This is a genomic window from Aeromonas sp. 1805 (assembly GCF_013085525.1).
Taxonomy (GTDB): domain Bacteria; phylum Pseudomonadota; class Gammaproteobacteria; order Enterobacterales; family Aeromonadaceae; genus Aeromonas; species Aeromonas hydrophila.
Genome location: NZ_CP038515.1, coordinates 3,531,813 through 3,552,645, shown reverse-complemented (window position 1 = coordinate 3,552,645; position 20,833 = coordinate 3,531,813). Strand labels below are relative to the sequence as shown.

Sequence of the window (20,833 nt, the reverse complement as noted above, 5' to 3'; positions counted from 1 at the left end):
TCAAACCTCTTTAAAAATTTCATCATGACCCCAAGCAGTCAGTAAACTACCACTATCCTCATCCAGCATTGCCAGATAATGTTCATCAAGTTCACTCCACTCATCATCATCTGTTTCATTCTCTTCGATAACGTCCTCCCATGGCAACTCTTGGCTTGTCCATGTTAATTCTCCAAGATAGAGAGTCATTTCTTGCGGGGAGCCGTCATGTATATATGAGGGGAGTTTGCCATCCTCACTGATACGACCAGATGAAACTATATTTTCTTGGGCATCCTTAATGACATATTGCGCCCCCATAAACTGTTCGCTCATAAAAAAATTCGCATGCTCTGCTGCAAAACGTAAGGCACTTTTTTGAAATACAGTCTCTCTAGGGACTGATACCGACTGTAGCATTTTAGGATCAATCGGTTTTTTTCCTGCCCAGCCAGAGCCTGAACCTGCGCTGCCGCCAGCATTGAGTTTGATGGCGGGGCCCACCAGCTTGATGCCGCTAGGATCCACTTTGACAAAGCTGCCGCCTCCCTTGAGGGTTATTTCAGAACCCGCCTCCAGCACCAGCTTGTCGCCCACCTTGATATGTACTTCCTGACCGGCTTCCACCAGCAGGGACTGCCCCAACTTCTGATGCAGGCTGGCATCCACCGTCAGCGAGTAGTCGGCTTTTATCTGGTCGCGCTTCTCACCCTCCACCGTCAGGTGGTCATTGGCCTTGATGCGGGTCACCCGTTCATTGTCGATATCGGTATGCTGGTCGTGCTTGATGTGCCAGGCGGCATCATTTTCGATAAGCACGTTCAGGTCTTTCTGGCCGTGGATATAAATCTCTTCCTGCCCCGCCTGGTCCTCAAAGCGCAGCTCGTTGAAGCCCTCCCCCTGATGGGTTTCGGTGCGCAGCACGGTGCGGGTCTTGTTGGCCGGCAGCTCGTATGGCGGCCGGTTGGTGGCGTGATAGGTGCGACCGGTGACGATGGGCTGGTCGGGGTCCCCTTCCAGAAAGCTCACGATGACCTCGTGGCCGATGCGCGGGATGGCCATCATGCCGTATTGGCCGCCGGCCCACCCTTGGGAGACTCTCACCCAGCAGGAGCTCTGGTCGTTGGAGCTGCCATATCTGTCCCACGGGAATTGCAGCTTCACCCGGCCATGTTCGTCGCAGTAAATCTCCTCACCGTCGGGGCCCACCACCATGGCGATTTGCGGGCCATCCACCATGGGCTTGTGAGGAGCTTCTGGGCTGCCAATGCGCACTCGCCAGATGGTGCTGGCTTTCACCACCCCGAATTCGTTGTGATAGACGGTGGGGCCGCTGCCCCCCTCCTCTTCCAACGCCTGTGGCTGCAAGCCGGTGTGCTGGATATGCACAATTTGCCAGTCGGTGTTGAGGCTGCCGTTGGGATGTTCAGTCAGCGAGAAGCTCTGCCCTGGCAGCAAGGCGGCGCAGTTGGACTTAGCTTGGCCCGCCACTGCGTCATTGCGCAGCGCATCCAGCCGATGTTGGGCAAACGCCTTGCCGCTCGGGTCCTGCTTGTAGCGGCCCGGATAGTCGAAGTGCTGGTAGGTATCGCGCTGGTGCTCTAGCTCTGCACCCTGCTTTTTGTGGGAGAGGCCATAAGCCGGGGTCTTGAAGCTGTAGTCTTTGAGCTCCACATCGCTTGGGCGCACCACCTCCCGGTAGTGGAACTGCCGGACATAGGGACCTTGTTCCAGCGAGCGGTTGCCGAGATTGAAGAAGAGCTGGGGGCCGGCGGTCAGGGCGGCTGCGTCGTCAGCAAACACGATGCGGTGTTTGCCCGCTTCAAACTCGTGGAAATAGAACATCCCCTCTTCGGCGGCGAGGCGGTTCACGAAATCGAGGTCGGTTTCCCGGTACTGAACGCAGTACTCCCGCTTGGCGTGCTCGTTTTTCAGGGCAAACGCATAGTCGGTGATACCGTGCTCTTGCAACAGGATGGAGAGGATTTCATCGGGCTTTTGCGCCTGGAAGATGCGGGAATTCTGGCGCAAAGAGAGCCGCCACAGCGCCGGCTGCACCATGAGCTGATAGCGGGTGCGGCGAAAGCCGCTGTCCCCTTGAGCGAAGTCACTAACCACCCCGCACACCCGGCGCTGCAGCTCGCCGTTGTACCACACCAGCAGCTCGCACGGCTGGTCCAGCACGGCGCCAAAGTCGATGTCGGGCTGAGCACTCGCCAGCTCCAGGCGCAAGTTGAACGGCCGGTTGAGCGCTTCCTCCAGCGCAAACTCGGCCACCACGAAGGTGTTCTCGGGCAGGGCCCCCACCTTGACGGTAAATTGTAATCCTGTGCTGTCTGCCATGAAGCGCTCCTTAACCTGCCTGTCCGCTGCCTGAGCCAATCACCACGCCGCCGCAGCCGACGGCAGTGCCGGTCACGGCGATGGGCTTGCCGTTCACCAGCACAGAGCCGACGCCGCCCGAGATGCTGCGCGGATGGGGTGGGTTGTTGGGTTTGTCATGAGGGGCCAGCGGATCGCCCTGGCGGGCCACCGGTTTGCCATCGAGGAACACATCCGGGCTGGCGGCAATCACGGGGGATGGGTGGAAACCATCGTGGTCGGTGCCGATGTCACCGAGCAATGCAATAGAAGGACACATCTGGATTCTCCGTGGGGCAACCATGGTGCAAGCGCAACCTGGTGCAGAGACAGTTGGAACGGCGACCCAGCAGCCTCCATGCCATGGCAAAGTCGCCCACAATCACATTAAAAATCAGCTAATTACGATTCAATCTCGTTGAGCCTGACAAATCTGCTGCAATCCATTGCGCAAGACAGGGCAAGTTTCCCAGCAAACCTTGCCTTGCCAGTCAAACTCACCACAGCTTGCGCAACTTCTTGCTCAAGGCAGTACTTTCAGCTACCAGAAGCGCCCTGCTGCAGCTGATAGAGGCGGATATTGAGCGCTTTCAGATCATTTTCCAGGCTTTTGAGCTCGGCAGCCGTGATGGGCTCCTGGGAGGCTTTTCTCGCCTCCAGTTCACCGAGGCGCAGACTGAAAGGGATGTTCTGCATCAGGTTCTTCTGCACTTCGTAGAGCTGGGATTTGAGGTAGGAGATGGTCACCGTCTTGCGCTGGCGCTCCAGCTCCAGCAGCTGATCGAGCAGGGCATCCACCCCGGCGCGGGCATCCAGGTAGGTGGGCACGCTGATGACATCCCCCTGCTGGCCGCCAAGCTGCGTCTGCCACTGCTTGTCCAGCGCCTTGACCGCCAACGAGTCGGGATAGAGCATCAAGAGCGAGTTGCGCAGCCCCTCGCCGTAGCGATACCAGTAGAGCGGCGACGTCTGCTCAAGCCGGGTCAACTGGTTCTGGTAGCGAGCCACCAGATCGCTCTCCATGTTCTGTAGGGTCTGCTCCCCCAGCACGATGCGGGCTTGGCGAATGTCGTCATAGCTGAGAGCTCGGGGCAGCTCGGCGGCCGGCTGCACCAGACGCTGGGCCGCCACGGTTTTCTCCTGCTGATGTTGCTGCCAGCCGAGCCAGCCCATCACCGGCAGAGCGCAGCTGAGCAGGCCGCAACCAAACCAGAACCAGGCCGGACGCTGCCGGCGGTGCTGCTCTATCTTGAGTACTGTAGGCTTGACCTGCCCCTTCTCGCGCCCCACCAGAATGCTGCCCTGGGGCAGGTGCGGGGTCGATGCCGAGACCGTGCCGCCGTGATCACTTTCCAGGTCTGACTTGAAGAACACCATGGGCGGGATCTGCAGATCCTCCTTGAGGCCCGGCTCGTCAGAAACGATGACGATCTCAGTCTCGTCAAAGAGGTGGGTATACCCCTCGATGAAGTGCACCAGATTCTCGACCCGGGGAATGCGGCTCAGACCCGCATTGTGCAGCTTCTCGCTGATGAGCTGCAGCGCCCGCTCGCAGCGATAGATCAGCCGCTTGTCCTCGTGGCTGATCTGGTACTGGCGAATGACGTCGCTGATGCGGGCGATGAACCAGTCGAGCATCTCGATGCGGGCTCGCTCCTGATGGACCGGCGGCCAGAAGCTCTCCCACTGGGTGACGATGAGGTTGGCGAGAAACTCGCACCCTTCGGTAAAACCGCTCAGCCCCTGCAGGCGCGAGCGGGCCAGGGTGAAGTAGATGGCGGTCTGCAGATCCACCCCGTGTTTTTCGAAGATAAGGCTGGCGAGCTGATGGATCCGCTGCCAGTCCACTTCGGGGCGCGAAGCGTGGCTGAGCTTGTTGATCTCGGCCCGCAGCGCCTCGTACTCAGGCAACATTCTGGGGTCGCGCCCCACTTTCAGGGCCTGCTGACCTTGTTGATTCTGTGACATATGAACTTCCAACGCAGGAAGGGGGCACAACGTGCCCCCGACGCGATCAATAGAGGGATTCGGGCAGTCTGAACTGGCTGAACAGGCCGCCGGTGAAGGGGTTTTGCGCGCTGTCGGTGTAGACGCGATAGGTCATGGCCCCCTGATCAACCGGGAAGCGCACATCGAAGGTGGCGTCATTGACCTGGGTCAGCTCCCCCTTGTCCATCAGACGGAACATGGCCCAGGGGCCGACGAAGCCTTCGCTGCGTGGTGAGCGCTCGCGGGCAGCCGGCACCAGGGTTATCTTGCTCTCGGCCCCGTCGCGCATGGTGTTGGGCCACACCAGCGGGATCTTGGTACGACGGCCGTGGGCGTATTCCAGCAGCTGGCCATCCAGGTTCAGCACACTGCGCCGCTTGTTGGCGGTGAGCTCGATTGGCTCGAGGGCGAACTGCACCTCCAGGTTGCCCTGCTGACTGAAGAAGATCTGACGGATGCGGGCCGCACGGTCCAGCTGCTTGACCAGCTCGGCCTGGATGGGCGAGCTGAACTCCCCTTCCATCAGGCCGCTCTCCACCATGGGTTTGAGGTTGACCTGATAGAAGCTGTCCAGCGTCCCGTTGGGTGCGAAGAAGCGCTCCATCTCCGAGAGGGGCACGTCCTTGTTCGAGCTCGGATCAAACGGATAACGACCGGCCAGCTGGCTGTTGAAGGGGGCCAGTACCTTGTCCTGCCACTCCTGGTTGAGGGAGGACATGGCAAGGTCGATCACCAGCCGCGAGCTCTGCTCGGAGAGCTGACCCACCCAGCGATCGAGCGGGGCCGGCAGGCTGCGGGCATATTGCTGCAGGGCGAACACCGGATCGGCGTACTTGTTGGTCATGCGCAGCTGCACCGCTTTCAAGGCGGACTGGCCCGGCTCGGTGGCGTTGACGATGAGCTCCAGGTAGTGCTGCAGCTCCACCAGCTTCTGGTTGACCTCGGAGATGAGCGGTCCCTGCTCGCCACGTCCAGCCAATACTCCATTAGTGGCCATAAAGGGGCGACCGATGCGGGCGCTGATGGCCTGGGCCGGGTCCCCTTCCACGTCGGAGATCTTGCGAATGCGGGTGTTGTCATCCAGCGAGGCCAGTACCCGCTGGAACGGCTGATCGTTGCCGGTGATGGCGGCGAGCACGTCGAGCGCCTGCTCCGGGCTCTCCAGGGTCTGCACGTCCAGATTGGCCAGCAGTTTTTGCCACTGGTTGACGTAATCGGTGACGTAGCGGTCGTTGACCTGACGGGTGATCTCCTTGCGATCCGCCTCGCTCAGCTGACTCAGCTTGCGCTGGCCCAGCACCCAGGCATCCATCGCGGTGAGATCGATGAGCGCCTTGTCTTGCTTGAGGAAGAAGTCGTTGAAACCGGGCCAGGTGAGCAGCCGCGGCACCTGGCCGGCGTTGTCGCTGCGCAGGGCAAACACGGTGTCGAAGGTGGGGCCCACCTCGTCACGCACGTTGAGATCCGGCGGCAATACATCGCCCGCCTTCACCACCAGATTCTGGTAGACCCGCTGATACATGGGCAGCTTGCCGAGCTCGCGCTGGGCACCGTAGACCGGCTCCTTGAACGGCACGAAGGCGGTGATGGCGGCCTGATCCCGCTCGGCCCTGGCGCCATACCAGTTGGTGTGATCGAGGGCATAGTCCAGATGCCCCATCAGCTGCTCCTGTACCGCGCCCTGCCCCGGGAAGGCCTTCTGCCAGCGGCTCGCCATGTACTGCGCCACCAGCTCCTTGTTGCGACCGGACGCATCATCCAGCATCCGCATCACCCGCAGGATGGCGAGCTTCTCCTCGCTGCCGGCAGGCGCCTGGTTGAGATCCGCCAGCAATCCCTGCATCTGGGCCGGCAGGAAGCGCAGGCTCAGCAGTTGCAGGTAGGAGCCTTCCACATAAGGACCGATCTCGTCCCCCTGGTAGAGGCCGAGGTCGGCCACCAACGGCATCCGCTCGCGGTAGTTGCCAAAGGAGAGGGTCGCCTCGCGAATGAGGTTCAGACGCGGCAGCTGACTCACGCCGAAGGCGTGGGCGTCGGCCACCTCGTTGGTCTCCATGAAGGCCTGAGCCTTGGTCAATACGTTGCGGCCCGCCTCCTCGTTGACCCGGTAGAAGTAGTGCCAGCCACCGATGAGGGCGGCCGAGAAGAGCGACAGACAGCTGAGGCCGATGGCCATGCGGCGCCGGCGATAGAGGGTATGCAGCCGGTTTTCGCCGGCCAGATGGGCCTCCGGGAAGATGATGGAGGAGAACAGCTGGCGCACGAAGTAGGTGTTGGACTCCCCACGCAGGGCCGAGTGGATGGGCTCTGGCAAGTTGTAGCGACGGGAGGCCGCCTGGGCAAACGCATCGAACGGCACCCCTTGCTGATAGACGGAGCTGACATAAACCCCGCGCACCAAGAGCGGCTTGCTCTCCTCGATAGCCAGGGTCTCGACCAACAGGCTAGTCACGTAATCCTTGAGGCCCGCCAGCTGGCGCACGAACGAGAACAGCGCGTTGCGCTGGGCGGCATCGAGCCGGCTCAGCATCAGCTCGGGCAGATTCTGGTTGAGGTTGTCCACCCACTGATCCCAGAACAGGGCCAGATCCTGCTGCCAATCGGCGCTAGGCTTGAAGGTCACCCCCAGCACGGCCTCGCGGGCCTCCTTGTCGAGCTGCTGGTAGATCACGTCAAAGCCGCGCAGCAGATCGAGCTTGGTGAAGACGACATAGAGCGGCAACCGGGTATTCATGGTGGCCGACACCTCCTGCAGGCGCGAGCGCATCAGCTGGGCATAGGCCTTGCGTTCGGCCACGCTGGCGTGGGACAGCCAGGCCAGATCCACGGTCAGCACCAGGCCGTTGAGGGGCTGGCGACGGCGGTGTTCATTGAGCCAGCCGAGCAGGTGCAGCCAGAGCCGCTCATGCTTGCGGGCCTGCGGATCCAGTTCGGCTTCGCTCTGGGAGAGCAGCACCCCGGCGGGATCCAGCATCACCGCCTGTTCTCCCAGCCAGCAATCCACCAGCTGATCCTGCGCCACGTCGCGCAGCTCGGTATCGAGTCTCGGGTTGAGCTTGTTGGCCGGGTTGGCGCGGTGAATGAGGCTGCTCTTGCCGCTGCCGGGCAGGCCCAGTACCAGATACCAGGGCATGGCGTAGAGCGCCCCCTTGCCCAGATGGGTATTCAACGCCTGCAGCCAGCGATCGAGGAACAGCGCCTGCCTGTCGATGAGCCCCTTGACCGGGTCCTGCTCCAGCACCACCTCATGCTGACGCTCGGCCTTGAGCTGCTGCATCTTGCGCCACACCCGCCAGGAGACCACTCCCAGCAGCAACCAGAGCCAGAGCAGGGTGAACACCACCCGCCCCCACAGCGGCTCGAACGGCTTGGCGCCGCGCACCTCGAGACGAGGGCCCAGCCACCACACCAGAATGAGAGCCAGCCCCCAGAGCACAGCACCGAGCAGGGGCCAGGAGGGTTTCAATTTCGGCAGCTGTTGCCGCAGAAAAGTAAAAATGGTTTTGAACATAAAATGTGATCCAACTCCGACTCAATGACTCATTTCGGCATTCATTTCGACAACGGCGCCGCCAGGCTCTCCAGGCGGTTGACCAGCCCGGGCTCCCAGTGCGACAACCCGAGGCGACTGGCCTCTTGCCACAAGTTTTGATAGTGCTGGCGCGCAAGCGCCTCCATGCCTTCCTGCGCCAACAGCTCCGCCTGCACCAGCAAGGCGTGGAAGCGATCTCTTGGCTCTTTCAACTGCGCAATCCGCTCATCGAGCAGGGCGAGCGCCGCCGCGACCCCCTGCTCGCCGTGGCGCTGGGCGACCTCCTCGGCCAGCCCAGCTTCGCCACTGCCCGCACCGCCACCCTTGGCCGGTTGCAGCCAGCGGCTGCACTCGGGGGAGAGAAACGGCGAGCCGTCGCTAAAAGCGAGCTCCCGCAGGGCCGGCAGGCGCTGCAGAAAAGTCCCGAGCTCCTCGGCGATCGCCTGGGCCACCGCCCCAAAGCCGAGCTTCTGGGCCACCTCGGCCGAGAGCCTGTGTCCCTCGAACCAGTAAGGCGCCAGGGTCAGGCTCTGCTCGATGCGCTGCCAGAGCCCCTGATCGGGGGCGTTCATGGCGGCGCGGTACTCGTCCACCATGTCCGCCGACATGGGCGCCAGCGGGGTTTTATTGCCCGCCCCGCTCATGGGGACCGCCGTGATCCCGGCCCAGACAGCGTGACGGCGCAGCCGATAGCCCACCGCGGCATCGGGCTGACGCTCGATCAGGAGCTCAGCCACCTTGAGCTGGGTCTGGCGCCAGGCGCGATCGTTGGAACTGTCGACGTCGACGGCGGCACTGCCGCCACCGCCGCTGAGCACCATGGCGCCGGCACCGCTGGCGGTCGACGCCACCGAGGCCGGGGAGCCCGCTGCCGCCGCGCCGCTGCTTTGCGGCTGCCCAGCAGCATCAGCCTGCGCCTGTGCCACCTGCTGGCGCTGGGCCCGTTTCAGCCCCATCACCAACGGGTCGATCAGCTCCCCCTTGTCGGGACACTGCGCCAGCCAGACCCGCTCCAGCTGCTCAGCCTGGGCCAGCAACTGGGCCAGCTCGGCTGCCGAGGCGCTCTCGCAAATACGCGGCAGGGCCCCTTCGAAGCGCTTGACGATCTGCACCATCAGTCGCTGCTTCTGGCTGGCATTGCCGGGCCAGGCCAGCAGCCAGTAAGCCTGGATCCAGGCCTCCAGCAGACTGATCGCCGCCCCCAGCGGGGTCGCCTTGGCCGGGTGCTGCAGACAGCGCAGCAGCTGGGCCAGCACCCGCATGTCCTTGGTGCGGCTCTCCAGCAAGCCGAGGCAGGCCTCGGCCACCGCATTGAGATCGACCTGGCTGTGAGCGAGGGATCCCAGCTTGACCAGCTCGGTTTCCACATAGTCCCAGCGCGGCTCGTCGGCCAGCACGGCACCTCTGATCTGTTCATCCGGCAGGCTGGTGAGCAGGCGTGCACACCAGGGGTGTTGATAGCTCATCGCCCCTCCTACCAGCGGCACTGCTGACGCAGCGGTGCCAGCGCCTCTTTCAGGCCGCTCAAGTCGACCCGCAAGAGGGCGCCGTTGTCGGCCCGCACCTGCAGCTCGCGATGGCCCTGCCAGCGCTTGAGCTCCTCGATGGCGGGCAGACCGCGGCCATATTCCAGCAACAGCCCCTGATCCCGGATAAACCAGCTCTGGGAGCCGGCACTCGGTTGACCATCCAGCTCGACCTGCACTTTCTCGCCGCTCCAGGGGCTGTCCAGCCGCAACCGGATATGGGTGATGCTGTCGACACAGCCGATGGCCAGGGTCGCCCCGCGCAGTGCCGGGCGGGTCAGGGTTTCACTGCCACTGCCAGCGTCGCTCTGCAGTAAGAAAGGCGCGCTCTCTGGCGTGCGGGCCTGCTCCTGGGCCCAGATGGCCTGCCAGGCCGCCGACTTGGGGGCGGCCCCCTCGGCGGCACTGGCCGCGCCACTGCCGATGGCGTCGTAGCAGGCGAGCCGCACCAGCGGCGAGGGTTCCTGCCGGCAGGCCTGCCAGCGCGCCATGTCCAGCGGGACCTCGGCCGCACTGGTGGCCAGCAGCAGCGGCAACAAGCCGAGGATGCTCATCAGTTCACCTCCAGTTTCTGGCACTTGTGATCCAGGGTGCGCTTGGGAATGTTGAGGCTCTCGGCCACCAGCATCCGATTGCCCTGGAAGTGGCGCAGCCGCGCCTCGATGACGGAAGCCTCATACTGCTGCATGGCCCGGCGCAGATCGCGGATGTGGTTGTAGTCGTCCATGGTGCCGGGCAACTCGACGCAGACCCGCTCGCGCAGCTCCGGCGGCAGCGCCTCCAGCCCCACCTCCTCCCCGTGACGGGTATGGGCGCAGGCCACCTCCAGCAGGTTGCGCAGCTCGCGCACGTTGCCGGGGAAGTCATAGGTCTGCAGCTGTTTCAAGAACTTGCGCTGCAGCCCCACCAGGGTCTTGCCATCCTGGGCGGCAAACTGGGCCATGAAGTGCTGGCACAGCAGCGGCACATCATCCATGTGCTCGCGCAAGGGGGCGATCAGCAGCAGGCACTGGCAGAGGCGGTGGTAGAGGTCGGCCCGAAACTGCCCCTCCTCCACATGGCGGGTGAGCGGCTGATGGGTAGCGGCGATGAGGCGAAAATCGGAGTGAGACTCCTGCTCGGCCCCGAGCGGCCGGTAACTGCGGGTTTCCAGCACCCGCAGCAGCTTGGCCTGCATGGCAGCCGGCATGTCCCCCACCTCGTCCAGAAACAGGGTGCCACCGTTGGCCTGGGCCACCAGCCCGGTCTTGTTGGCAAGGGCGCCGGAGAAGGCCCCCTTCTGGTAACCGAACAGCTCGCTCTCGATGAGGTTCTCCGGGATGGCGGCGCAGTTGATGGCGACAAACGGCTTGTTGGCGCGATCGGAGCACTGGTGTACCAGCCGTGCCACCACCTCCTTGCCGCTGCCGGTCTCCCCCTGAATGAGCACGGTCAGCTTGTGCTGGCCGGCCTGGTTGATCTGCTCGCGCAGCCCGCGGATCACCGCAGACTGACCGACCAGCTGATCGCCGAGCAGTTTCTCGTGCTGGCGCAATCGCTCCCCCTCCCCCTTCATCTGACGCAGGGAGTCACGCAGTACCCCCTGATCCCGCCGACTGCGACCGAGATCGCGAATGAGGGTGAGCTGGTTGCAAAAGACCTGGGAGAGCTGGGCCAGCTCGGGGCCGTCGGCCCAGGCCCGCAGCACCTCCCCTTCATCCATCAGGGCCAGCACGGCAAACGGCTTGCCGTTGCCGTCCAGCAGCGGATACGCGTGCAGCCCGCACTGCTGACCAAGGTTGGCCAGCAGTGCGCGAAAACCGGCGTGCTCGATGCGGGCACCGCCATAGAGGGAATCCCAGGTACGGGACTGGGCCTTGTGCAGCACATAGGCAAGCGGGTGGGAAAAATCGTCCACCGCCAGCCCCAGCGCCACTTCCTTCCCCCTGACCCAGCCTTGGCACTCCAGCTGACGGCCGCTCACATCCAGCATGCCGAGCAGCAGCCCCCTGGGCTGGAAGCTGGCATGGACGGTCGAGCTCCACCAGTGGCACAGGTGCGGCTCATCGCGCTGGGCGGTGAGGGCCAGGGCAAATGCGAGGGCTTGCTCCATACTCAAGCCCCCACCTCGGCCACAAACTGGTGATCGGCCACGGAAAAGTGGACGCGCTTGATGGGTTCACCGGCCGAGAGGCGTTGCAGCAGTTGCAGGGAGACCGGCGGCAGTAAGGCACCGTCGATGACGGATTCGAGCATGCGGGCACCGTTCTCGCTGCGATTGGCCCGCAGCAGGATCTCCTCGGCCACCTCGTCGTCCAGCACCACCTCGGCGCCGAAGCGCTCCTTGAGCAGCTTGACCAGCCGGTTGAGCTTGCCGCCCACAATCTGCACCAGGGTATCGTGACCGAGCGGCAGATAGGGGATCACCTCCATGCGCGCCAGCAGCGCCGGCTTGAAGAAGGCGGCGAGCTCCGGATAGAGGGCATCCAGCAGCACATCGGGCTGCTCGGCATGATCGACGATGGTCTGGAAACCGAGGTTGGAGGTGAGGAAGAAAACCACGTTCTTGCAGTCGATGATGCGCCCTTCCCCGTCCGCCAGCTCGCCCTTGTCGAACGCCTGATAGAAGAGGTTGAGCACGTCCGGATGGGCCTTCTCCACCTCGTCCAGCAGCACCACGGAGTAAGGCTTCTGCCGAATGGCCTCGGTCAGCACGCCCCCCTCACCGAAGCCGACGTAGCCGGGCGGCGAGCCGATCAGGCGGGAGACGGTGTGCTTCTCCTGATACTCGGACATGTTGATGGTGGTCAGATACTGGCGACCACCGAACATCAGCTCGGCAATCTGCAACACGGTTTCGGTCTTGCCGACCCCGCTCGGCCCCACCAGCAGGAAGGCGCCGAGCGGGCGGCCGGGACGACGCAGGTCGGCGCGTGCGGTGAGCAGATGCTTGTGCAGGTGGGCCACCGCCACATCCTGCCCCTTGATAAGCTCGCCGAGGTACTCCGGCAGACGGGTCACCACGTCCAGCTCCCCCTGGGAGATGCGATTGAGGGGCACCCCGGTCCACTCGGCAATGACGGCGGCAATCTGGGTCTTGTCGACGTGGGCGGAGACCAGCACTTCTCCTTGCTGCAGCTCGGCCAGCTCGCGCTCGAGGGTGGCCAGCTGCTCGGCAGCGGCTTGCGGATCGAGCGGCGCATCGGCGAGATCCAACGCCTCTCTGGCCAGCAGCTCATCCTGCTGATCGGCCAGCAGGGCGGCGCGCAACTCGACAATCTGGTGCACCAGCCCCTGCTGTTGCTGCCACCGTGCCTCCTGCTCGGTCAGTTCTTCACAGCAAGCCTGCTGGGCCCCCTGCAACTCGGCCAGGCGTTCTGCGTTGTCACCAAGACCAATCAGGCTCTGGCGCTCCAGCTGGCGGATCTCCAGCTCGCGCTGGCGCAGCGCGTTTTGCAGGTGGCTGACCGCGCGCGGCGGCGTGGTGAGGTTGATGGCCACCCGAGCACAGGCGGTATCAAGCACGTCGATAGCCTTGTCCGGCAGCTGGCGGCCGGAGATGTAACGGGCGGAGAGCTGGGCAGCGGCTTGCAACGCCTCCTCGTCGATCAGCACCCCGTGGGCCTTCTCGTAGATGCTGCGCAGGCCGCGCAGGATCACGGTGGCCTCGTCGGCATCGGGTTCACCGACTTTCACCAGCTGGAAGCGGCGCGACAGGGCCGCGTCTTTTTCCACGTATTTCTTGTACTCACCCCAGGTGGTGGCGGCGATGGTACGCAGCTCACCCCGGGCCAGCGCCGGCTTGATGAGGTTGGAAACATCCAGCCCGCCGGCCTGGTTGCCGGCCCCTATCAGGGTGTGCGCCTCGTCGATGAACAGGATGACCGGCTGCACGGCGTCCTTGACCTCCTGCATCACCCCCTTGAAGCGCTTCTCGAACTCCCCCTTGACCGAGGCGCCGGCCTGCATGGCACCCAGATCCAGCGTCATCAGTTCGACCCCGCGCAGCTTCTCGGGCACCTGACCCGCCACCATGCGCAGGGCCAGCCCCTCGATGAGGGCGCTCTTGCCGACCCCGGCCTCACCCACCACGATGGGGTTGTTCTTGCGACGACGGGAGAGGATGTCGATCATCAGGTCGATCTCGTGATCCCGGCAGAGCACGGGATCCAGGCTGCCCTGGCGGGCCTGTTCGGTCACGTTGACGGTAAAGCGGGCCAGCAAGCTGGCATCGGCCGGCAGGGCTGCCTGGGCCGTCTTGCCACCGGAGGTTGTGGTGACCTGCGTCTCGGCGGACTCCTTGACCCACTCGTCAAACTGCTGACGCAGCAGCTCGCGATTGACCTTGGCAAGCAGGCGAGTCACCGAGCCCGGCAGGTAGCGCTGGGGGGTCATCAGCAGCACCAGCAGCATGACGCCGCTGCGCAGCTGGGCATGTTGCAGCTCGGCGGAGGCGAGCAGCCAGCTGTCTTGCAGCCACTCCACCAGCATGGGCGAGAAGGAGGGGTAACCCTGGCCATAGCTGCTGTCGGCAGCGGACGGTTGCAGCAGGGTCTTGAGCTCTTCCACCTCCACTTCGGCCACCTTCAGGATCTGGCGCACGTCGCTCAGCGGGGTTTCCAGCATCTTGAGCAGCAAATGCTCGATGCGGATCTCGGCTCCCTGGTGATTGACGCAGAGGGCCGCAGCCTCTTCCAGCATGTGACGGCAGATGGGGTTGAGTCTTTCCACCAGTACCGGTAGCTCTATACGAATCAAGGCGTGCTCTCCTTAGTATTTATTTTAATAATTCGCCCAGTTGACGCAGCACGTCCTGGGTCTGGTTATTGAGTTGGTGGTGATAGAGGCCAAAGATCAGAGCCAGGATCAGCGCGCCACCCATGAACAGGCTGCGCAGGGAGACCTGCTTGCGCAGCTGATAGCGGGAGGCCTGCTGCCCCAGATCGAGGTGAAACACGCTGGGCGCCTCGCCGCCGGCCTCGGGGGCCAACTGCTTGTGCAGCTGGCGCACGATGCGCTCGAACTCGCCTTGTCCCTTGCTCATCACCTTGTAACGCCCCTCGAAACCGAGGCACAGACAGAGGTAGATGAACTCCAGAATGTCGCGATAACGCACCGGGTCTTCCTGCAGGCGGGCCAGCAGCACGAACACCTTCTCGCCGCCCCAGGTCTCGTTGTGAAAGCGGGTCAGCAGGGAGTGCTCGGACCATTCGCTCTGACTGCCCCAGTCACGGCCCATCACGGCCTCGTCGATGAAGGTGCAGAGGATGTAGCGAAACGACAGCACCACCCCGTTCTCGTAGCCCTGGGCCATCAGCTCCTGTTCGATGGCCTGGATCTCGGTCACCACCCGCTGGTAGAGCTCGGGCACCCGGTCGTAGCGCGACAGCAGGCGTACCCGCTGCACCAGCCCCAGCAAGGGGGTCACCGCATCTATCATCGGGTTGATGCTCTGGCCGCGCAGGCGGAACCAGTAATCCGAATCCATGTCCAGCTGCTCGGCATGATCGAACAGCAGGTCGCTGAGTTGCTCGTTCTTGATAATGTCCGTGGTCATCTCTGCTTATTCCTTGGTGCGATCACTGGCTGCGAATGGCCCAGAGCTGCATGTCGAGCTCGGGGAAGTCGCCGGCGATGTGGAAGGCAAGGGTGTTGCCCACCGCCAGCATCTGCCAGGCCGGGCTCTGCCGGTCGAGCTGGAAGTAGCTGTAACCGGCGTGATAGGGCAGCTGGCGCGGCGCCACCGGCAGCGGCAGCAGCGGAATGCCGGGCAGTTGCAGGCTGATGAGCTCGCGGATCTTGTCGCTGGAGGCCACCTTGGTCTGCTGCAGCAGCTGTTTGCGCAGCTGCTCCTGCGGCATGCGGGCACGCACCGCCAGCACGAAGTCGGCGCTGGTCATCAGCTCGCTCTCGTTGACCATGGCCACCATGATGCCGTACTGGTGCTTGCGCAGCTGGATGGAGACGGCGCGCGGCGACAGCACGGTGCTGAGCGCCTGGCGCAGGGCCAGCATCACCGGCTCGAAGCTCACCTGCTGATCGTCGTGGCGATAGGCGGGGAACTCGGGTGGCAGGCGGGACTCGTCGGTAAAGGTCATCAGCTCGCCGCACAGCTGCACCAGCGCCTCGTGCAGCCGCTCGGGGTGCAGGGTGCCAAGGCGCGCCAGATGGGAGAGCTGGGGCTGGGCCCGGTTGAGCAGTTGCAGCATCATGAACTCGGCCACATCGGCCACCCCCTGCTGACCCGGCGCGGCGATGCGCTGGGAGAGGCTGCGAGCCCGCTCGGCGACCAACCCGGCCGACTCGCCGAGGAAACGCTTGAGGGTCGGGATGGCGGAGACGCTGATGCTGCAGGGCATGAAGTTGGGATCCAGCACCAGACCACCGTCCGGACGCTTGTCCAGAATGCGGGCGATGGCCAAAGAGGCGTAGGCGCTGCGATCTTCCCGCTCCAGCATCAGCCGCAGGCTGACCCTCCCCACTTCGAGGGAGACCACGTCCCCCCCTTCGCTGTGCAGATCGCGCACGTCGTGGCGATGGGCCTGCAACCGGGTGGCCACCTGGCCGCCCTGATTGACCTCGTTGACACCGCTCACCGAGAGCGGCAGCGCCAGATAGACCTTCTGGTTGGCCACCGAGGCGTCGGTGACTTCCAGCGGGGTCGGCAGTACATCGTCATTGGGGATGTTGAACACGGTACCGTCCGGCAGGATGCCGGTGGCCCCCACCAGGGCGATGCGGCCAAAGCCCAGGTAATCCTCGTTGATGGCGAGCGACTGCAAGCCATAGAAATAATCGGACAGCGCGCTCAGGCGAGCGTGCAGCGCGTAATCCGAATGTCTTTGTTGTTGCTGGAAGTGCTGGGGCTTGATGAACAACCCCTCACGCCAGATAACCCGATTTCGACTCGACATGGTTATTCTTCTTCTTTTTGCAGTTCCACTTCATCCAGGCGCAGGTGCACCAGAATTTGATAAGCCGTTCCCTTGCTCTTGATCTTGATGACCTTGCGCCACTCGGCGCTGTCGGGGTCGGCGTAGCGTGCGATCACCCCGATGTAGCGGGTCTTCTCGTCGAGCTTGATGGGGGGCAGGTATTTGAACTGGCCCGGCAGCAGGGTGTAGTCCTGATGATCCAGGTAGTTCTTGCCAAGGGCCTTCTCCACGTCCTCGGTCACCTGGTCGTAGTCGGTGGCGAGCAGCTTGGAATCCTCCGCCAGCAGCACCACCTGAAACTCGATGGGCGCCGCCTCCCCGCTCTCGTTGGGGTTGACGTCAGGCTCCGCCAGCAGGCTCAGCCCCAGGGTCGTCGGTTGACTGTCATTGCTGCCCACCTGGATATCCGGGTTCATGGCCACGTCGGCCATCTTGCCCATGGTGGTACAACCTGCCAGGGCCAGCAGCGCGGCGCCCAGCATCAGCGCACGTATCATCAAATCAGTCCCTGTTGCTGACGCACGGCCTGGTCATAGGCCTGGGCATACACCTGGTGGAACAGCTTGTCGAACCCCTGCTGACGGGCGGAGGTGAGCTCCCGGTAGTAGTGCTGATACATGTCCCAGGCCCAGCCTTCGTCGGCCGTGCCCGGTGCACCGCTGCGACGGTATTGCTCGAAGCGCCCCAGCAGGGCCTGCGGCGAAAACGCCTGCAAGATGCTGTCGAGCGCCGCACCGATGGCCTGCTGGTTCGCCACGTGGTGGATCCGCACATTGTGCAGGCTCTCGGCCACCGCCGCCGGTGCGCTCAGGTGGACCGGGCTCTTCTGCTCGGCAAACAGCACCGCCAGGGTCTCGTCATAATCAAGGCCCAGACGCAGCGGGTTGTCCTCGATGGGACGCAGGTGCTTGTCCGCCAGCGCCGCCTGCTCGTTTTGCAGCTGCAGCAGCCCCTCCACCATGGCCCGCACCGTCTTGCCCATCTCTTCGAGCATGTCGTGGGCCTGCTGGGTGTCCTGCAGTTGCAAAGGTTGACCCAGGCCGCGCATCAGCGGGGTCAGGGCCACGTGATCGACGCCGTCCAGCGACAGCTGATAATCGGGATGGTTCTCGATGGCGGGCATATCCAGAAATTCTTGGTTCATGGTGTTCTCGACAGCAGAAAAAGGGGCAAGAGGGGGGACGTCCACATCCGGTTGTGAACGCAGTGAAGCCTGCAGGCGACCGTCCGCCAGCGGGCCATCCATCAACGGATTGGGCGCCCTGCGCTCCTGCTGCAATGCCAGCAAGGGATCGGCCGCCAGGGTGCACGGATCGTCTGCGGGCACGACCGGTTCATCGCTGGTCAGCCACTCGTCGAGCTGCTCGGTGGGGCGGTTCCCCAGCACCTGTTGCAGGCTCTGCTCGGGGGTGATGGCCCCCAGATAGGCGCGCAGCCGGAACGGGCCGACCACGAGCTCGTCCCCCTGCTCCAGATGCACCTTTCGGGCCCGCCCGATGGGCGAAGTGGCCCCGTTGATATAGGTCTGGCCGCTCAGATCGCACAGGCAGAAGCGACCGTCGTTGAGCTCGATGCGGGCGTGGGCGGGCATGACCGCCCCCAGCCTGTCGCGCAGTTGCCAGTCATCCTGTTCGGAGGCCCCCAAGGTCCCCCCCATCTCGTCGAAGCGGTACTGCACCTGCTGGCTGCCGTCGAGCTGTTCGCTGTTGAGCACCACCAGGGAAAGTTGCTGGTTAAAATCGTCCACAGTTACTCCTGCACTGATTCCTGTAGTTAAATTTTCTGCGCTGCTGATGTCTGCACTTATTCCTGCACGCAGATGGTCACGAACGGATCACTCGGCGGCTGGCCGAGAAAGGTACTCCACCCCAGACGGGCACTTTGCTCTTCCCCCAGCCTCAGTCCCCTCGCCTGCTCCTGGCCGAACCCCAGGCGCAGATCCCAGGCCAGCTGATCACGCAGGATGAAGGAGACAAAGGTCACCAGGGCGTGAAAGTGCTCCCCGTTCGGCAGAAAGCCGAGAAACTGACCAAAGCTCAGGTTGTTGATCTTCAACAAGAACTTGCCGGCACAGTCGTTCACCTTGTCACCGATGACAAAATCACTCCCCAAGGTGGCGCAGGCGCCACCGAGGCGGTTTTGCTGATCCTGATGAATAGGCACCTTGCGCCACTGCCAGGCGCTCACCTGCACATCGGCCAGATCGAAGCAGTGAGCCACCAGACCGGCCACCACCTCGGGGGAGCGGCTGGGGCTGGCCAGCATGCCCGCATAGGAGAGCATCTTGGCCCGGTTGACCGGCAGGCTCTGGCAGACCGCCTCGTTGCCAAGCCCCACTAGGGCGAACATCAGGCGGGAGAAGCCATCCTCGCCGTTGTCCTGAAACCGCACGTGGTAGCGATACTTGCGCCAGATCCGGTGCAGCAGGGTCAGCAGACGGTGGTGGAAGAAGTCCAGAAACAGGCCGAGCTTCTGCTCCCCCTGGGCGTACTCCCACGCCAGCGAATCGAGGTAATAGCCGGGCATCGGCGACTGACTGCCGTGCAGGCCGAGGAAGGCCACCTCCAGCTCGTGGCGGCCATGCTGGTCCCGGCCAATCTGCAGCACGTCGCTGGTGGGGAACCCCAAGGAAGCGGTCGCCTTGAAGCGGATGTTCTCGTCACCCGGCAGGTAGTCGAGCCCCCGCTCCTGATCGGCGCCATCGAGCCGGTTGAGCAGCTCAACCAGCTGGAAGAAGTTGAAACGGGGCGCCTCCCGGGCGGCGCTCACATCAGGGAGTGCTGACCGATCTGGACTGGCCATTGGTAGCGCTCCTTGTTGTCGAGATTGACCACCTCAAGCAGGTGGAAGGCGTTGACGCTGGCATAGAGCGAGAAGAAGTGGGCCAGCACGGTACTGAACAGATAGAGCTCCCCTTCGCTGCCAAAGGCGGACTGGCGGATGGAGAGCACCGACTTGAGCCCCCGCACCGGCATGCCGCGCACCAGCCGATCCACTGGCTTGGTCTCGATCTCCTCGATCCCCGCCAGCCGCTTGCGCGAGGCCTGCTCCGCCTGCTTGTCGTGCAGCGCCGGAAAATCGTAGGTGCGCAGCACCTGCACCAGTGCATCGCGGCGCAGCAGGGAGACATAGTTGAGCGACAGGTTGGAGATCAGCGTCCAGTGCAGACTGCCGTCCAGCGCCGGGCGCAGCGGCCGGGTCGGCCGGATCAGGTTGCGGAAGGTGGCAAACGAGGGCGAGCTGCCGGTCGGTACGCAGACGCTGCCCACCTTGAGGCGGGCGGCGCGGGAGCGGTTGGTGCAGGTGAGCGTCACCGAGATGGATTCGTCCAGTTCGACCGTGGTGGTTTCATCCCCGCGCACGAACGAGAGGCTGTGCTCGAAACCATCCCCGCTCACTGCCTCCTTGACCCGCACCCGATAGTAGAGCGCCAGCCGCTGTTTGGCCCGCTCAATTTGGTGCTGGAAGCTCTCGAATGGCTGATAGATTCGCGGCGTACCGCGGGAGCGGCCGAGGTTACCCTCGACCCAGCCTTCCACCTGGTCCACCGAGAAGATCTCGAAGCTGTCGGCATGGCGATAGCTCGCCTTGAGGGGATACTCCGCCTGACGGCCATTGAGGTTGACCGGCTCGCTGTCGTGCTGGAACAGGTTGATGGCCGGCACGCAGTTGAGCATGAAGGAGTCGGGACGGATCTTGAGCTCCGCCGGCAGCGGTCGGTCGAAGCAGAAGTGCACCTTGAATTCGCTCACCGGCAACGGCTGTTTGGGCCACTCGCCACCAGAGAGTTCGAAGAAGAGGAAGCTTTCCGGGAAGCAGAAGTACTCCTGCAGGATCCGGTAGCCAGAATAGACGTTGTTCGGATAGGGCAAGAGCGCGTCATCGCGCTCGAAGCCGACCGACTTGAGGGCCTTGGCCTCCTGGCGAAAGCGCTTGCCGTCGATCTCCAGCTCGATATGGGAGAGCTGGTTGGAGAGCCAGAAGTAGAGCTCATAGGCGGTGTAGCTGTCGCCACCGAGGAAGAAGCGCAGCTTGTCCAGCTGCAGCTCGCTGAGCGGCAGAGGGGCATGCAGGGCGATATCCAGCGAAATGGTGGAGAGATCGTTGCCGCTCTGGGCTGCAATATGACGGATATCGGCTGGATAGACCCAGGTATCGTGACAGGTCTGGAAATGACAGGTCACCTCGTCCAGGGGCAGACTGTCGAGCTGGCAGCCTTGCCTGACCAGCGCCGGCTGGGCGATGGCCCCCGGAATGACCGAAAACTGCATGATGGTCATGCTGGGCACGGGACGCAGGTAGTTGGGCCAGAGCATGTTGAGCAGACCGTGGGTCAGCTCGGGAAACTCATCCTCAATCTTGGCGCGCAGGTTGCCCGTGAGGAAGGCGAACCCCTCCAGCAGGCGCTCCACGTCCGGATCGGTATTCTGCTCCGACAGAAAGCGGGTGAGCTCGGGATAGGCGTCGGCAAATTCGCGCCCTTGCAGGCGCAAAAATGCCAGTTCATCCCTGAAGTAATGTTCCAGCGACAT

Annotated in this window: 14 protein-coding genes; all 14 read right to left on the bottom strand. The window is 63.5% G+C overall.

Annotation, left to right across the window (positions count from 1 at the left end; translation table 11 throughout):
• Window positions 1-2,322, bottom strand: a complete 2,322-nt coding sequence (gene tssI / locus E5E96_RS16685; RefSeq protein ID WP_171282640.1) for a type VI secretion system tip protein TssI/VgrG — start codon at window positions 2,320-2,322, stop codon at window positions 1-3.
• A 10-nt stretch (window positions 2,323-2,332) separates the two neighbouring features.
• A complete protein-coding gene (locus E5E96_RS16680; RefSeq protein ID WP_017411057.1) occupies window positions 2,333-2,620 on the bottom strand; it encodes a type VI secretion system PAAR protein in 288 nt (95 codons plus the stop codon).
• 257 nt (window positions 2,621-2,877) lie between these two features.
• Window positions 2,878-4,308, bottom strand: coding sequence for a VasL domain-containing protein (locus E5E96_RS16675; RefSeq protein WP_171282639.1), 1,431 nt, complete (start codon window positions 4,306-4,308; stop codon window positions 2,878-2,880).
• Window positions 4,309-4,354: 46 nt separating this feature from the next.
• Window positions 4,355-7,840: a type VI secretion system membrane subunit TssM gene (gene tssM / locus E5E96_RS16670; RefSeq protein WP_171282638.1), complete on the bottom strand. Its 3,486-nt coding sequence runs from the start codon at window positions 7,838-7,840 to the stop codon at window positions 4,355-4,357.
• 41 nt (window positions 7,841-7,881) lie between these two features.
• A complete protein-coding gene (tssA, locus tag E5E96_RS16665) occupies window positions 7,882-9,327 on the bottom strand; it encodes a type VI secretion system protein TssA (RefSeq protein ID WP_171282637.1) in 1,446 nt (481 codons plus the stop codon).
• Window positions 9,328-9,335: 8 nt separating this feature from the next.
• Window positions 9,336-9,941, bottom strand: a complete 606-nt coding sequence (vasI, locus tag E5E96_RS16660) for a type VI secretion system-associated protein VasI (protein WP_171282636.1) — start codon at window positions 9,939-9,941, stop codon at window positions 9,336-9,338.
• Window positions 9,941-11,479 carry a sigma-54-dependent transcriptional regulator VasH gene (gene vasH / locus E5E96_RS16655; RefSeq protein WP_171282635.1) on the bottom strand — a complete coding sequence of 513 codons (1,539 nt, stop codon included), beginning with the start codon at window positions 11,477-11,479 and terminating at the stop codon, window positions 9,941-9,943. The genes vasI and vasH overlap by 1 nt, the downstream gene beginning before the upstream one ends.
• Window positions 11,480-11,481: 2 nt before the next feature.
• Window positions 11,482-14,124: a type VI secretion system ATPase TssH gene (gene tssH / locus E5E96_RS16650; protein ID WP_171282634.1), complete on the bottom strand. Its 2,643-nt coding sequence runs from the start codon at window positions 14,122-14,124 to the stop codon at window positions 11,482-11,484.
• Between the two features lie 19 nt (window positions 14,125-14,143).
• Entirely contained in the window at window positions 14,144-14,923 is a 780-nt protein-coding gene (gene icmH / locus E5E96_RS16645) for a type IVB secretion system protein IcmH/DotU (RefSeq protein ID WP_010634228.1), read from the bottom strand.
• Window positions 14,924-14,945: 22 nt separating this feature from the next.
• The gene (tssK, locus tag E5E96_RS16640; protein ID WP_029301183.1) at window positions 14,946-16,280 is read right to left on the bottom strand and encodes a type VI secretion system baseplate subunit TssK; all 1,335 of its coding nucleotides are present in this window, start codon (window positions 16,278-16,280) and stop codon (window positions 14,946-14,948) included.
• Between the two features lie 2 nt (window positions 16,281-16,282).
• Entirely contained in the window at window positions 16,283-16,798 is a 516-nt protein-coding gene (gene tssJ / locus E5E96_RS16635) for a type VI secretion system lipoprotein TssJ (protein WP_171282633.1), read from the bottom strand.
• Window positions 16,798-18,048: a type VI secretion system-associated FHA domain protein TagH gene (tagH, locus tag E5E96_RS16630; RefSeq protein ID WP_171282632.1), complete on the bottom strand. Its 1,251-nt coding sequence runs from the start codon at window positions 18,046-18,048 to the stop codon at window positions 16,798-16,800. Before tagH ends, tssJ begins: the two co-directional genes overlap by 1 nt.
• Window positions 18,049-18,104: 56 nt before the next feature.
• On the bottom strand, window positions 18,105-19,103 hold the full coding sequence (gene tssG, locus E5E96_RS16625; protein ID WP_171282631.1) for a type VI secretion system baseplate subunit TssG: 999 nt from the start codon (window positions 19,101-19,103) through the stop codon (window positions 18,105-18,107).
• Window positions 19,067-20,833, bottom strand: coding sequence for a type VI secretion system baseplate subunit TssF (tssF, locus tag E5E96_RS16620; RefSeq protein WP_011705715.1), 1,767 nt, complete (start codon window positions 20,831-20,833; stop codon window positions 19,067-19,069). The genes tssG and tssF overlap by 37 nt, the downstream gene beginning before the upstream one ends.